Source organism: Pseudomonas sp. B34(2017) (assembly GCF_002112915.1).
Taxonomy (GTDB): domain Bacteria; phylum Pseudomonadota; class Gammaproteobacteria; order Pseudomonadales; family Pseudomonadaceae; genus Aquipseudomonas; species Aquipseudomonas pharyngis.
This window is the reverse complement of record NZ_NEJA01000003.1, coordinates 97687-112177: the sequence shown is the minus strand read 5'-3', so window position 1 is coordinate 112177 and position 14491 is coordinate 97687. Positions and strand designations below refer to the sequence as shown.

Annotated in this window: 15 protein-coding genes; 10 read left to right on the top strand and 5 right to left on the bottom strand. The window is 60.3% G+C overall.

Annotated features, from left to right (window positions below):
* Window positions 1-45 precede the first annotated feature (45 nt).
* Both tag and CAF80_RS10135 read left to right on the top strand, forming a co-directional pair.
* Window positions 46-639: a DNA-3-methyladenine glycosylase I gene (gene tag, locus CAF80_RS10140; RefSeq protein WP_085667300.1), complete on the top strand. Its 594-nt coding sequence runs from the start codon at window positions 46-48 to the stop codon at window positions 637-639.
* A 3-nt stretch (window positions 640-642) separates the two neighbouring features.
* Entirely contained in the window at window positions 643-1530 is an 888-nt protein-coding gene (locus CAF80_RS10135) for a lysophospholipid acyltransferase (RefSeq protein ID WP_064592406.1), read from the top strand.
* A gap of 51 nt (window positions 1531-1581) precedes the next feature.
* Here CAF80_RS10135 and CAF80_RS10130 read toward each other — a convergent pair whose 3' ends face one another.
* The 5 genes from CAF80_RS10130 to def are packed head-to-tail and all read right to left on the bottom strand — an operon-like array spanning window position 1582 to window position 6145.
* The gene (locus tag CAF80_RS10130; protein ID WP_039764940.1) at window positions 1582-1896 is read right to left on the bottom strand and encodes a tetratricopeptide repeat protein; all 315 of its coding nucleotides are present in this window, start codon (window positions 1894-1896) and stop codon (window positions 1582-1584) included.
* Window positions 1897-1916: 20 nt separating this feature from the next.
* A complete protein-coding gene (gene trkA / locus CAF80_RS10125) occupies window positions 1917-3293 on the bottom strand; it encodes a Trk system potassium transporter TrkA (protein WP_085667299.1) in 1377 nt (458 codons plus the stop codon).
* A gap of 22 nt (window positions 3294-3315) precedes the next feature.
* Entirely contained in the window at window positions 3316-4626 is a 1311-nt protein-coding gene (rsmB, locus tag CAF80_RS10120) for a 16S rRNA (cytosine(967)-C(5))-methyltransferase RsmB (RefSeq protein WP_085667298.1), read from the bottom strand.
* On the bottom strand, window positions 4623-5582 hold the full coding sequence (fmt, locus tag CAF80_RS10115) for a methionyl-tRNA formyltransferase (RefSeq protein WP_085667297.1): 960 nt from the start codon (window positions 5580-5582) through the stop codon (window positions 4623-4625). Before fmt ends, rsmB begins: the two co-directional genes overlap by 4 nt.
* A 56-nt stretch (window positions 5583-5638) precedes the next feature.
* On the bottom strand, window positions 5639-6145 hold the full coding sequence (gene def / locus CAF80_RS10110; protein WP_039764933.1) for a peptide deformylase: 507 nt from the start codon (window positions 6143-6145) through the stop codon (window positions 5639-5641).
* A 169-nt stretch (window positions 6146-6314) separates the two neighbouring features.
* On the opposite strand from def, the gene CAF80_RS10105 reads away from it, so the two are divergent.
* The 8 genes from CAF80_RS10105 (at window position 6315) to CAF80_RS10070 (ending at window position 14476) form a co-directional block, all read left to right on the top strand.
* On the top strand, window positions 6315-7340 hold the full coding sequence (locus tag CAF80_RS10105) for a LysM peptidoglycan-binding domain-containing protein (RefSeq protein WP_085667296.1): 1026 nt from the start codon (window positions 6315-6317) through the stop codon (window positions 7338-7340).
* 79 nt (window positions 7341-7419) lie between these two features.
* On the top strand, window positions 7420-8520 hold the full coding sequence (gene dprA, locus CAF80_RS10100) for a DNA-processing protein DprA (protein ID WP_085667295.1): 1101 nt from the start codon (window positions 7420-7422) through the stop codon (window positions 8518-8520).
* Between the two features lie 54 nt (window positions 8521-8574).
* Window positions 8575-9132, top strand: coding sequence for an L-threonylcarbamoyladenylate synthase (locus tag CAF80_RS10095; RefSeq protein WP_039764929.1), 558 nt, complete (start codon window positions 8575-8577; stop codon window positions 9130-9132).
* Window positions 9133-9402: 270 nt separating this feature from the next.
* Window positions 9403-10074 (top strand): hypothetical protein, encoded by a 672-nt coding sequence (locus CAF80_RS10090; protein WP_085667294.1) that lies wholly within the window; start codon window positions 9403-9405, stop codon window positions 10072-10074.
* Window positions 10052-10786 carry an iron-containing redox enzyme family protein gene (locus tag CAF80_RS10085; RefSeq protein ID WP_039764924.1) on the top strand — a complete coding sequence of 245 codons (735 nt, stop codon included), beginning with the start codon at window positions 10052-10054 and terminating at the stop codon, window positions 10784-10786. The genes CAF80_RS10090 and CAF80_RS10085 overlap by 23 nt, the downstream gene beginning before the upstream one ends.
* 42 nt (window positions 10787-10828) lie before the next feature.
* Window positions 10829-11923 carry a DUF3419 family protein gene (locus tag CAF80_RS10080; RefSeq protein WP_085667293.1) on the top strand — a complete coding sequence of 365 codons (1095 nt, stop codon included), beginning with the start codon at window positions 10829-10831 and terminating at the stop codon, window positions 11921-11923.
* Window positions 11920-13188: an aminotransferase class I/II-fold pyridoxal phosphate-dependent enzyme gene (locus CAF80_RS10075; protein WP_085667292.1), complete on the top strand. Its 1269-nt coding sequence runs from the start codon at window positions 11920-11922 to the stop codon at window positions 13186-13188. Before CAF80_RS10080 ends, CAF80_RS10075 begins: the two co-directional genes overlap by 4 nt.
* Complete coding sequence (locus tag CAF80_RS10070; RefSeq protein ID WP_085667291.1) at window positions 13178-14476, top strand: phenylacetate--CoA ligase family protein; 1299 nt, start codon at window positions 13178-13180, stop codon at window positions 14474-14476. The genes CAF80_RS10075 and CAF80_RS10070 overlap by 11 nt, the downstream gene beginning before the upstream one ends.
* Window positions 14477-14491 lie beyond the last annotated feature (15 nt).

The following is a 14491-nucleotide window of genomic DNA, read 5'->3' as shown; positions in this document are numbered from 1 at the left end:
CGGGAGTATACCCGATTCAGTCGCACCTCCACCCCCTGGAGCCTTATGCCACGCTGCTTTTGGTGCAACGAAGATCCGCTGTACATGGCTTACCACGATCAGGAGTGGGGTACGCCGCTACGCGATGCGCAGGGTTTGTTCGAGTTGCTTTTGCTCGAAGGGTTCCAGGCCGGGCTGTCGTGGATCACCGTGCTGCGCAAGCGCGAGCGATATCGCGAGGTGTTGTTCGGCTTCGACGTACAGCGCGTGGCGCAAATGAGCGACGCGGAAATCGATGAATTGATGCTCGATCCGGGAATCATCCGCAACCGCCTCAAGCTCAACGCGGCCCGGCGCAACGCCCAGGCCTGGCTGGCGCTGGAAGATCCGGTGGCGTTTCTCTGGTCGTTTGTGGATAACCGCCCGGTGATCAATCATTTCAAGGATCGCAGCGAAGTCCCGGCCATCACCCCGCAGGCCGTGGCCATGAGCAAAGGTCTGAAAAAAGCCGGTTTCACCTTCGTCGGCCCGACCATCTGCTACGCGCTGATGCAGGCCTCGGGCATGGTCATGGATCACACTCAGGACTGCGACCGCTACGCGCAGCTCGCCAACGGCGTTAGAATGGCCGCCTCGCGCACAGCACAAGATCAGGAGTGACCTGTGGAAAAGTTTAAAGGCGCCATGCTGGTTGGCGCTCTGCGGCTGTTTGCCCTGCTTCCTTGGCGGGCCGTACAGGCCGTGGGTTCGGCGATCGGCTGGATCATGTGGAAAACCCCCAACCGCTCCCGCGATGTGGTGCGGATCAACCTGGCCAAATGTTTTCCACAGATGGACCCGGCCGAACGCGAGCGTCTGGTCGGCCAGAGCCTCAAGGACATCGGCAAGTCTCTGACCGAAAGCGCCTGCGCCTGGATCTGGCCGGCCCAGCGCTCCATCGACCTGGTACGCGAAGTCGAAGGCCTTGAAGTGCTGAAAGACGCGCTGGCCTCGGGCAAGGGCGTGGTTGGCATCACCAGTCACCTGGGCAACTGGGAAGTGCTCAACCACTTCTATTGCAGCCAGTGCAAACCGATAATTTTCTACCGACCACCAAAGCTCAAGGCTGTGGATGAATTGCTGCGCAAGCAGCGGGTGCAATTGGGCAACCGCGTGGCGGCGTCGACCAAGGAAGGCATCCTCAGTGTCATCAAGGAAGTGCGCAAGGGCGGCCAGGTGGGGATTCCCGCGGATCCGGAACCGGCGGAATCCGCCGGGATCTTCGTGCCGTTCTTCGCCACTCAGGCCCTGACCAGCAAGTTCGTACCGAACATGCTCGCCGGTGGCAAGGCCGTCGGCGTATTCCTGCACGCCCTGCGTCTGCCGGACGGTTCCGGCTACAAGGTGATCCTCGAAGCGGCGCCGGAAGCCATGTACAGCACCGACACCGAAACGTCCTGCGCGGCAATGAGTCAGGTAGTCGAGCGTTATGTGGCCGCTTATCCGAGCCAGTACATGTGGAGCATGAAACGCTTCAAGAAGCGTCCGCCGGGCGAGGCGCGTTGGTACTGATCGGCGATGTGCAATTGTGGATAACCTGACAAAGCGGGTTATCCACAGCCGTTACGGCTTCTGCCGTTCGAGCTTCTTCAGAAACACCGTCATTTCCTTTTCGGCCTGCTTGTCGCCATGGGCCCGGGCCGCTTCCAGCCCCTGCTCCCACGCCTGGCGAGCAGCCGCCAGATCACCCAGCGCCAGTTGCGCCTTGCCCAGCAGTTTCCACGCCGCCGAATACTTCGGATCGAAGCCGACACAACGCTGGAAATGTTCGGCCGCTTTGGCGTTGTCCCCCAGATCCAGATAACCCTTGCCCAAGCCGAAGCGCAGCAGCGAGTTATCCACACCCTTGGCGAGCATTTTTTCCAGGGATTCGATCATCGGTTTCGCCTCTAGGTCGATCAGAAGAAACTCAGGCCCACGTGGAACAGCTTCTCCACATCGCGAATATGCTTTTTATCCACAAGGAACAGAATCACATGGTCGCCGGCGGCAATCACCGTGTCGCCATGGGCGATGATCACTTCTTCATCGCGGATGATCGCGCCAATGGTAGTTCCCGGCGGCAGCGCAATGTTTTCGATGGCCTTGCCGATGACCTTGCTCGACTTCGAATCTCCGTGGGCCACCGCTTCGATGGCTTCCGCCGCGCCACGGCGCAATGAGTGCACGCTGACGATATCGCCGCGCCGCACATGCGCCAGCAAGGTGCCGATGGTTGCCAGTTGCGGGCTGATGGCGATGTCGATGTCACCGCCCTGGATCAGGTCGACGTAGGCCGGGTTGTTGATGATCGTCATCACCTTCTTCGCGCCCAGACGCTTGGCCAGCAGCGACGACATGATGTTGGCTTCATCATCGTTGGTCAGGGCGAGGAAGATGTCGGCGTCGGCGATGTTCTCTTCCAGCAGCAGGTCGCGATCCGACGCGCTGCCCTGCAACACCACGGTGCTGTCGAGGGTGTCGGAGAGATAACGACAGCGCGCCGGATTCATCTCGATGATCTTCACCTGATAGCGGCTTTCGATGGCCTCGGCCAGCCGCTCGCCGATCTGCCCGCCACCGGCGATGACGATGCGCTTGTAGCTTTCGTCTAGCCGGCGCATTTCGCTCATCACCGCGCGAATGTTCGCACGGGCGGCAATGAAGAAGACTTCGTCGTCGGCCTCGATCACCGTGTCGCCCTGGGGAAGAATCGGTCGATCGCGGCGGAAAATCGCGGCCACCCGTGTTTCCACATTCGGCATGTGTTCGCGTAACTGGCGCAGCTGCTGGCCTACGAGCGGCCCGCCGTAGTAGGCGCGCACCGCGACCAGTTGTGCCTGGCCTTCGGCGAAATCGATCACCTGCAAGGCGCCGGGATGCTGGATCAGACGCTTGATGTAGTTGGTGACCACCTGCTCGGGACTGATCAGCACATCGACCGGAATCGCCTCGTTCTGGAACAGTTGCTCCTCGCGGGTCAGATAAGACGCTTCGCGCACCCGGGCAATCTTGGTCGGAGTGTGGAACAGGGTGTGAGCGACCTGGCAGGCAACCATGTTGGTTTCGTCGCTGTTGGTCACCGCGACCAGCATGTCGGCGTCGTCGGCACCGGCCTGACGCAGAATGTTCGGCAGCGAGCCTCGGCCCTGCACGGTGCGGATGTCGAGGCGATCGCCAAGATCGCGCAGACGGTCGCCGTCAGTGTCGACCACCGTGATGTCATTGGCCTCGCTGGCCAGATGTTCAGCCAGCGAACCGCCGACCTGTCCCGCACCGAGGATGATGATTTTCATCCAGTCACTCCATTGAATCCGTTTAGCCGCGCGCGGCAGCGATCTTGATCAGCTTGGCGTAGTAGAACCCGTCATGCCCGCCCTGCTGGGCCAGCAATTGGCGACCATGGGGCTGCTTGATCCCGGCGGCGGTGGCCAGATCCAGCTCCCGCGCGCCCGGCGTGCGCTCAAGGAACGCGGCGATCACTTCGGTGTTCTCGGTCGGCAAGGTCGAGCAGGTGGCGTAGAGCAGAATGCCGCCCACTTCGAGGGTTTTCCACATCGCGTCGAGCAACTCGCCTTGCAGTTGCGCGAGGGCGGCGATGTCGTCGGCCTGACGGGTCAGCTTGATGTCCGGGTGACGGCGGATCACGCCGGTGGCCGAGCACGGCGCGTCGAGCAGAATGCGCTGGAACGGCTTGCCGTCCCACCACGCTGCCGTGTCGCGACCGTCGGCGGCGATCAGTTCGGCATTCAGACCGAGGCGTTCGAGGTTTTCCTTGACCCGCACCAGACGCTTGGCTTCCAGGTCCACCGCCACCACGCCGGCCAGTGCCGGTTCGGCTTCGAGGATGTGGCACGTCTTGCCGCCCGGCGCGCAGCAGGCGTCCAGCACTCGCTGGCCCGGCGCGAGGTCGAGCAGGTCGGCGGCCAGTTGCGCGGCTTCGTCTTGCACGCTGATCCAGCCTTCGGCGAAGCCAGGCAGGCTGCGCACGTCGGCAGCAGCATCCAGCACGATGCCGTCGCGGCTGAAAGTGCACGGCTGCGCAGCGATTCCCGCTTCTATCAGCAGACCCAGGTATGCGTCACGGCTGTGATGACGACGGTTGACCCGCAGGATCATCGGCGGATGCGCGTTGTTGGCTTCGCAGATGGCTTCCCATTGCTCAGGCCAGAAGGCCTTCAGGGATTTTTGCAGCCAGCGCGGGTGGGCGGTGCGCACCACCGGATCGCGTTCCAGTTCGGCGAAGATCGCCTCATGTTCGCGCTGGGCATTGCGCAGTACGGCGTTGAGCAAGCCCTTGGCCCACGGCTTTTTCAGCTTGTCGGCGCAACCGACGGTTTCGCCAATGGCGGCGTGCAGCGGAACGCGGGTGTAGAGCAGTTGATAGAGGCCGACCAGCAGCAGCGCCTCGACATCGGCGTCCGCGGCTTTGAACGGCTTCTGCAGCAGTTTTTCCGCCAGCGCCGACAAGCGTGGCTGCCAGCGCGCGGTGCCGAACGCCAGGTCCTGAGTGAAGCCGCGATCGCGATCCTCGACCTTGTCCAGTTGCGTCGGCAGGGAGCTATTGAGCGAAGCCTTGCCGCTCAGAACGGCGGCGAGTGCCTTGGCGGCGGCCAGACGTGGGTTCATTGTGCGTCCACCGCTGCACCCAGCACGGTGCCGGTGGCGAATTTCTCACGACGGCTGTTGAACAGATCGCTGAAGTTCAGCGCCTTGCCGCCGGGCAATTGCAGACGGGTCAGGCACAGAGCCTGTTCGCCACAGGCGACGAGCAGGCCGTCCTTGCTGGCGCCGAGAATCGTGCCCGGTGCGCCTTTGCCTTCGGCCGGTGTCGCCGCCAGCACTTTCAGCGCTTCGCCGTTGAGCGTGCTGTGGGTGATCGGCCATGGATTGAAGGCGCGAACCAGACGTTCCAGCTCGACGGCCGGACGGCTCCAGTCGAGGCGTGCTTCGTCCTTGTTCAGTTTGTGCGCGTAGGTGACGAGCTCGTCGTTCTGCACTTCGCCTTCCAGGGTGCCAGCGGCCAGACCGGCAATCGCCTGCACCACGGCGGGCGGGCCCATTTCGGCAAGGCGATCATGGAGGCTGCCGCCGGTGTCTTCGGCGCTGATCGGGGTCACGACTTTAAGCAGCATCGGCCCGGTATCGAGGCCCGCTTCCATACGCATGACGGTGACGCCGCTCTCGGCATCGCCCGCTTCCACGGCGCGCTGGATCGGCGCCGCACCGCGCCAGCGTGGCAGCAGCGAGGCGTGGCTGTTGATGCAGCCCAGGCGCGGAATATCCAACACCGCTTGCGGCAGGATCAGGCCGTAGGCAACCACCACCATCAAATCCGGCTTGAGCGCAGCGAGCTCGGCTTGAGCGTCAGCGTTGCGCAGGGTCGGCGGCTGCAACACCTGGATATTGTTTTCCAGGGCGAGCTGTTTGACCGGGCTCGGCATCAGTTTTTGCCCACGCCCGGCCGGGCGATCCGGTTGGGTGTAGACCGCAACGATCTCGTAAGGGCTGTCCAGCAGGGCCTTGAGGTGTTCGGCGGCGAATTCCGGGGTGCCGGCAAAAACGATGCGCAGTGGCTCAGTCATGGGGGAGTCTCATAAAAAGAAAAAGGCTTGCCGCAGCAAGCCTTTGGAGAGGGGCATCAAGCGTTCTGGCGGTGCTGCTTTTCCAGTTTCTTCTTGATCCGGTCGCGTTTGAGCGTGGACAGGTAATCGACGAACAACTTGCCGTTGAGGTGGTCGCATTCGTGCTGGATGCACACGGCGAGCAGGCCTTCGGCGATCAGTTCGTAAGGCTTGCCATCACGGTCCAGAGCCTTGATTTTGACCTTCTGCGGGCGGTCGACGTTTTCGTAGAAACCCGGCACCGAGAGGCAGCCTTCCTGGTATTGCTCCATTTCGTCGGTCAGCGGTTCGAACTCGGGGTTGATGAACACCCGCGGTTCGGTGCGGTCTTCGGAAAGGTCCATCACGACGATACGTTTGTGCACGTTGACCTGGGTCGCGGCAAGGCCGATGCCCGGCGCTTCATACATTGTTTCAAACATGTCATCGACCAGCTGACGCACTTCGTCGTCCACTACAGCCACAGGTTTGGCGATAGTGCGCAGACGCGGGTCCGGAAATTCGAGGATGTTCAAAATGGCCATAAGCTTGATTGCTGCACGTGTGAGGTAAAGTCGGGCGATGGCCTGGCGGGTCCGAAGATGCAGGCTACCGTTGTGAAACGTAGCTCCTTGATTTTCAGCATAGAGCAGGGAGCGAGCCACGGGGGCTCTGGCGTTTCACGCGAACGCACATAATAAAGGGATTCACCGCATGAGGAAATCACTACTCGCCCTGCTGTTTCTGGCCTCGGCCGGTACCGCGTACGGGCAAGTGCAACTCAAGGAAGGTTTTCCACAGCAATACACGGTGGTTTCGGGGGATACGCTCTGGGACATCTCCGGTAAATATTTGCGCGAACCCTGGCAGTGGCCGCAGTTGTGGCGGGCCAATCCGCAGATCGAAAACCCCAACCTGATCTATCCGGGCGACACGCTGACGCTCAGTTACGTCAACGGCCAGCCGCGCCTGACCGTCAATCGCGGCGAGTCACGCGGCACCATCAAGCTGTCGCCGCGCATCCGCACCAGTCCGGTGGCCGATGCGATTCCGAGCATTCCGCTCAAATCGATCAACAGCTTTCTGCTGAGCAACCGCATCGTCGACAAGGTCGAGGACTTCGACAAGGCGCCGTACATCGTCGCCGGCGATGCCGAACGGGTGCTCAGCGGCACCGGTGACCGGATCTTCGCCCGTGGCCATTTCGATCCGAACCAGCCGGTCTACGGCATCTTCCGCCAGGGCAAGGTCTACACCGATCCGCAGAGCAAGGAGTTTCTGGGGATCAACGCCGACGACATCGGCGGTGGTGAGATCGTCGCCACCGAAGGCGACGTCGCCACCCTCGCCCTGCAACGCACGACCCAGGAAGTGCGCCTCGGCGACCGCTTGTTCAGCGGCGAAGAGCGTTCGATCAACTCGACCTTCATGCCCAGCGCGCCCTCCACCGACATCAACGGCCTGATCATCGATGTGCCGCGCGGCGTCACGCAGATCGGCGCGATGGACGTGGTGACCCTGAACAAAGGCAAACGCGACGGCCTGGCGGAGGGCAACGTGCTGGTGGTGATGAAAACCGGGGAAACCGTGCGTGACCGGATCACCGGTCAACCGCTGAAAATACCGGATGAACGCGCCGGATTGCTGATGGTGTTTCGCACCTACGACAAACTCAGTTACGGCCTCGTGCTGAACGCATCGCGCTCGCTGGCGGTGCTGGACAAGGTGCGAAATCCTTAGCTGGCTTCACAAGTTACCAACAGAGTTATCCACAGCTTGTTCCGAAAGGTTCGGGCCTTATAACGATCAAGGATGATCCATGATGATGCCTGTCTCCCCGTCGGTGTCGCCGGCAGAACTGGAAGCGCGCCTGCGCCTGCACCGCTTGCCGGAAATCGGTCCCAAGCGATTCACCAAACTGCTCGAAGCCTTCGGCTGCGCCTCGAAGGCGATCAGCGCACCGGCCACCGCCTGGCGTTCGCTGGGTTTGCCGGCGGCCTGCGCCGAGGCCCGACGCTGCCCTGAAGTTCGCGACGGCGCCAGCCATGCATTGCGCTGGCTAGAGCGTCCGGATCAACATTTGTTGATGTGGGATCACCCGGATTACCCGGCCTTGCTGTCGCAGATTCCCGACCCGCCGCCCTTGCTGTTCGTCGCTGGCAACCCACGGATTCTGGAAAAACCGCAGCTGGCGATGGTCGGCAGTCGCCGCGCTTCCCGTCCGGGCATGGACACTGCCGCTGCGTTTTCCCGCAGTCTCGCGGGTGCCGGGTTTGTCATCACCAGTGGCCTGGCGCTGGGCATCGATGCGGCGGCGCATCAAGCCGCTGTCGACGTCGGCGGGCAAACGGTCGGCGTGCTCGGTACTGGCCTGGAAAACTTTTATCCACAGCGCAACCGTCGGCTGGCGGACGCGATGATTGCGTCCGGCAGTGCGGTGCTTTCGGAGTTTCCTCTGGACACCGGGCCGACGGCGAGCAACTTCCCAAGACGCAACCGCATCATCAGCGGCTTGTCCCTCGGCGTGCTGGTGGTCGAGGCCAGTGTCGCCAGCGGTTCCTTGATCACCGCGCGGCTGGCGGCGGAACAGGGGCGTGAGGTGTACGCCATTCCGGGTTCGATCCATCACCCCGGCGCTCGGGGCTGTCATCAACTGATACGCGACGGAGCCGTGTTGGTGGAAACCATCGAGCATATTCTCGAAGCCCTGCGCGGCTGGCAGCATCTGCCGGTATCCACAGCCGCAGCGAATCCGGAGAACCCGTTGTTGAGCTTGCTGCACGCGGCGCCGCACACCAGCGAGGGGCTGGCCGACAGCAGTGGCTGGGCGCTCCCCAAAGTGCTGGCGGCACTCACCGAACTGGAGATGGATGGCCGCGCGGTGTGCGAAAACGGCCGCTGGTTTGCGCGCGTGAGCTAGGTTTTACATTGAAGATCGGTAAACTGCGCGAAACCTGTTTGCGGAGAGTTTTTCATGGTCAACAGTTGGCGTGTGCAACAAGCCGCACGAGAGGTTCGCGCCGGGGCGGTGATTGCCTATCCAACCGAAGCCGTCTGGGGGCTGGGGTGCGATCCTTGGAATGAAGAAGCGGTGGATCGCCTGCTGGCGATCAAGAACCGTTCGGTGGACAAGGGCTTGATCCTCGTCGCCGACAACATTCGTCAGTTCGATTTTCTGTTCGAGGATTTCCCGCAGGACTGGATCGACCGCATGGCCAGCACCTGGCCGGGCCCGAACACCTGGCTGGTGCCGCACCAGAACCTGTTGCCAGAGTGGGTGACCGGGGTGCATGACACCGTGGCGCTGCGGGTCAGCGATCATCCGCAGGTGCGGGATCTGTGCTCGCTGGTAGGGCCGTTGATTTCGACGTCGGCCAATCCGCAGGGGCGGCCGGCAGCGCGCACGCGCTTGCGGGTCGAGCAGTATTTCCGTGGTCAGGTCGATCTGGTGCTTGGCGGAGCGCTTGGCGGTCGCAAGAATCCGAGTCTGATTCGGGATCTGGCCACCGGCAATATCGTGCGTCCGGCCTGATACCACCCTTGGTTAATTTTTGAGTGCTCCTCGGCTTTCATGGCGAGGAGTACTACGCGTGCCTGCGATTTTTCCTTCATGTATCTGAAGTAATAACTCGGGTTTTGGTTTTAAATTTTCCTTTCTACGTCAGATGAATCTTTAAGTATTCAATTGTTGTAATTTTTCCGACGTTATTCTCAGAAGCCACACAGTGGCGATTTTTCTAAAACCATTCATTATTTCAATGCGCTCAGAAAACTTCGAAAAGTTAACGGCTGCGGAGAAGAAATGGATATCAGGGATTCGCAATTAACGGATTATCTGCAGGAGATTCAGACGACCTTTAAAAGGCGTCATGAAAACTATCGCATCGTTATTCTTGAAGCAGGATCAGACACACGAGAGTTTGAACGGTTTGTTTCTCGCCATTTCCGGCTGCGATTGCAACACTACATGTTGACACCCAGAGCCAGGTCACTTGAAACACGCCTGGCGATTATTTCGCGCAGTACCCACTTTCTGTTGTATCAGCACGACAGGCCCACGGCCGTATTGAGAGTGACCCCTGCGCCGTTCGAATGGGCCTCACTGGCGCAGCAGCAACTGTCTCCCGCCACGACGCTGTCGCGCCATGTCGAGTTCAGTCGCTTGATCAGTCACTCACAAACTCAGTTCCCCATGTCGATCAACGGCCTGCTGGCGGCTGCCACGGAATGGGCGGTCACGCGGGGTTATGAAGGGGTTACCGCGCTCTGCCGATCACCGCAGCGGCGATTGTTCCAGCGCTTCGGCTTGACGCCCATTACCACCGACGCGCTGCACATCGAACAACGCCAACGCGGCGATTACTGGCTGCTCTCGGCTCAATGGCAGCAAATCCTCACGGCACTTCAACAGTCTGCCCACCTGCTCGCCAACCCATTGGAGACCTCCGTTGATGAATACGCCTCTCAGTTTTGAACAACAATTAAGCCTGCTCGATGAGCGAATCGAAAAGTCATGGGCCGATATTCTGGAAAGTTCGCGGCTGGTGAAAGCCATCCGTGAGGGCAGCGTTTCCAAAGCCTTGTATGCGATCTACATGATTCAGACTTTTCACTACACGGCGCACAATGCGCGAAATCAAGGATTGGTCGGTGTCCGACATGCGGATAATCCTGTGTATGCAAAGTTCTGTTTTGAACATGCGGCACAGGAAGTCGGCCATGAAAAGATGGCACTACACGATGTCATGAGTCTTGGTTTGAAGAATGAAGTGTTTGATATTCCGCCTGCACTTCCGGCTACAGATGTATTGATCGCGTACTTATACTGGATTTCCTTTACCGGTAATCCGCTACAACGACTTGGTTATAGTTATTGGGCAGAAAATGCCTACCAGTTCATTACTCCGCTCATAGATAGTCTGAGTGAAACACTGTCGCTAAAACCCGCTCAACTTACATTCTTCATTGCACATTCCGACATTGATATCGAGCACTTCAACGAAATCAAACTCATGCTGCAGCGCACCTGCAAGCGTCAGGAAGACTGGGATGCGATTGCCACCGTGATGGAAACCAGCCTGCGCCTGACCGGCAACATGCTTGAGGCGGTCTATGAGCAGTTCGAGGCCTGGCAAAACGGGCTGGCGCCCGGTTATGACTTCCTCCACGCCCTGGCCAACCAATGAAGGCCGCCCGCCGATGTTCAGATCAGATGGCTGGAGGCAGACATGGCTGATTATTTCGACCGGCTCAACTACACGCTCGGGGATGAGGACACCGCGCTTGAGTACGCGATCCTGCCCAGACGTGCCGGGCACGTGCTGGGTATCGCCGGATGCGGCGGCCGGCTGTTGCCGTTATTGGCCGCCTCCCCGACACGCATGACCTGTACCGATATCAGCGCGCCGCAACTGGCGTTTACCCGATTGCGGTTTGCCCTGCTGGAACAGACCGATCACGAGTCGTTCATGGCGTTCATGGGCTATCGAATGGAAAGTATGCGGGCGCGGCGCCGCTCTCTTTTCCAGCAACTGGTTTTACCGCCGGCGGATCGTCGCTGGTTGTCCGCTTTCTTCCAGTCCCGACGTTGGGAAGCGCCGATCTACATGGGCGCATTCGAGCAAACCCTGAAGCGGTTGGCGAAGATCACCGGACTGTTTACCGGCAAGGCCGGCCGGGGCATTTTTCAGTTCAGCCAGCTTGACGAACAAACGGAATATTACCGAGCCCGCTTTCCGCTCAGGCGCTGGAAAGCCGTGATCGCTTTGCTGGGAAACGCGGCGGTCCTCAATTCGTTGTTGTACAAGGGCGCGTTTCCACCCAACAACCTCGGGATCAGTTCCCGCGCGGCGTATCTGGGAATTTTCCATACGTTGTTCACCACTCAAGTGGTCCGCGAGAGCTTTTTCCTGCAAATGCTGTTTTTCGGTGAGCTGCGTTATCCACAAGGCTTTCCGCTGGAGTGCGATCCGCAGATCTTCCAGCGGGCCCGTGAGGGACTTCGGCAGTGCGAGTTACGTGTGATGCAGGCTGACATCCTTGACTGTGCTGCCGGGGAAGCCGACATCGATTTCGTATCGCTGTCGGACGTGCCTTCTTTCATGCCCGAAGCGGCCGGCAAGAACGTTTTGCAGCGCCTGGCCCCGGCGCTGTCGGAAAACGCACAGGTGGTCATGCGGGGGCATTTGCATGTGGTGCGACCCGATTGCGCTGGCTTCTGCGATATCACCCACCAGTACCAGGCAGACATTGCACGAGAAAGAACCCAGCTCTGGCATGTCCAGGTCTATCGCCGCTCTCCCTCTTTGCAGGTATCCCGATGAACACCTTTCAACCGACCGTCAATTGGATCAAAAACCGTGTCCGGCAAGCGCGTGACGATCAGCAACAGCTGTTCGATGCAGGGCTGAACGGCCTGAAGCTGGATAAGCGTGAAGGCAAGGAGATCGAACTCGACAACGGCGAACGGCTGACCGAGTTTCTTTCCTGCTCTTATCTGGGCCTGGAATGTGATCCTCGTTTGATTCGAGGAGCCATGAGCGCTGCGGAGTCTTTCGGTGTGCAGTTCGCCGCCGCACGAACTAGGGCGCTGTTGCCACCCATGCGTGAGCTGGATGAACTGCTGAACCGGATATTTCAGGGGCATTCAGTCACCTTTAACTCGGTGGGCAGTGCACATCTTGGCTGTCTGCCGCTGCTCGGCTCCGGCGAGATGCCCTCGTATCCCATGCGTCGTGGCCCGTGCTGGATTGTCGACCGTGCCGCTCATGCTTCGATGCAAGTGCTGCAAGGCATTCTCTGGCAATTCGGCCCGATACAGCGCCGCGATTGCAGCGACGTAGAGCAGGTCGAAGAAGCGTGTTCAACGGCAGTCGCGGCGGGTAATACCCCGATCATCCTGACCGACAGCATTGGCTCAATGCGCGGTGTGTACCCTATCAATCGGCTGCTGCAACTGGCGGAGCGTTTCGACGGTTATCTCTATGCGGATGACGCCCACGGTACCTCGATCCATGGCTTGGCCGGAGGTGGTTACGCTCTGGACGCGGCGGATGAACGCCAGCGCGGCCGGCTGATCCTCCTGTCGTCGCTGTCCAAGGCGTTCGGTGCAACCGGTGGGGCAATCACTGTGCGCACCGAAGCCGATGCCGAGATGATTCGGCGCCATGCGTCGACTTACACGTTTGGCGGGCCATTGTCCGTTGGCGGGGTAGGTGCGGCAGTCGCTTCCGGCAAAATCCATTTGTCCCCGGAACTGGAGCAGTTGCAGGCGGCGTTGTGGCGAAACATCGCCACGGTCGACAGGTTGCTGGGGCCGGTGCTGGGCAATCATCACGTCGCGTCTCCCATTCGTTTTATCCGTGTCGGGGCCGAGAGAGATGCGATAAGCTTGGCGCAGCATTTGCGCCGGCAGGGCATGGCGGTCACCACCGCGGTGTTTCCGGTGGTGGCCAAGGGCGAGGCCATTTTGCGTCTGGCCATCAGCGCGAGCCACAGTCAGCTCCATCTGGAGTCTCTGGCGAACGCCGTCCGTAGCGGATTTGATGAGTTGGGCATTCGTCAGGGAGGGCGCGGCAATGAGCAATGAACCGGTCACCGACGTTTGGACCGAGGCGCTTGTGCATAAATTGGCTCACGCGCGTTCACTGCCGTGGTTTCGTGCGCTGTATCCGCGAATCCTGGAAGTGCGGGGATTGGCCGATCTGCATCGATTGCCGGTTCTGGCGGTGGAAGACGAGTCCGGCGGCGTGCTGTTTTCCGCGCTCGGTGAAGCTTCCCATCGAGCACCGGGCGGCGGACTGACCCTGACCTCGGGAGGCAGCACCGGCAATCGCAAACAGATCACCCATTCCTGGGCGTTCAACGCTGCAATCGTGCCCTTGGGGGCACGGATGTTCGGTGCGACGGACGAACGCCCTGAGGTGGTCGTCAACTGCCTGACAGCCGGGGAAATGCAGGGTGCCTTTCAATACGCGGCAGCCATCGTCGAGCACATTGGCGCACGCCTGCTGCCTGCCGGTTCACAGATGGGCGTGCAGCGCGTTGCCGAGCTCATTGAGGCACACAAGGCAGATGCGTTGATATGCACATCCTCCTTCGCCACCGCGTTGTTCAATCATAAGAAAGTCGGCGCTGTGCAATTGTGCAGCCTGAAGTGGCTTTACTACATTGGAGAACCCTGCAGTAAAACGCTGCGCGACCAGTTGGCCCGGGACTGGCCGATGCTCAACATTCGCTCGTTGGGCTACAGCTCGACGGAGACCGGCCCCATCGGTTTTCAGTGTGCTCATCTGGAGCATGGCTTTTATCACCTGCATGCCGATGCCATGCTGCTCGAAGTGGTTGATCCGTTGACCCTTCAAGCTGTGGCTGAAGAAGAAACCGGTGAGTTCTTACTGACACCGCTGCTGCCTGATCATGTGCCGTTGTTGCGTTACCGGATCGGCGATCGTGGGCGAATCCTGCGCACAGTGACGAAGTGCGACTGTGGCAGTTCCATGCCGGTACTGGCGCTTGAGGGGCGGGTGGAAACATCGATCAAACTGGGGGGCGCGATCATCACTCAGTCACAGGTGTTGCACGTACTCCGACAGCTTTTGCCGCAGCTGCAGAACACCGATGTCCAGGTGCAGATTGATCGACAGCCCGAGGGGACACGCATGCGTCTGGTCATAGCCGAGGACGTACTGACAGCCAACGCACAGAGCGTCATTGAAGATGCGTTGCAAGTCGAAGGACAGGCCAGTGCATTGCTCAGGCTGCCGGGTGTTTTGGGGGTGGAGGTGAAGCGTCTTGCCCGTCAGGAATTCGAAACCACCCTGGCCGGCAAGACGCCGTTTTTCGTGACGACGGAAAAGACCCCGGTACAGTCATGAAGATGAGCCGAGGTC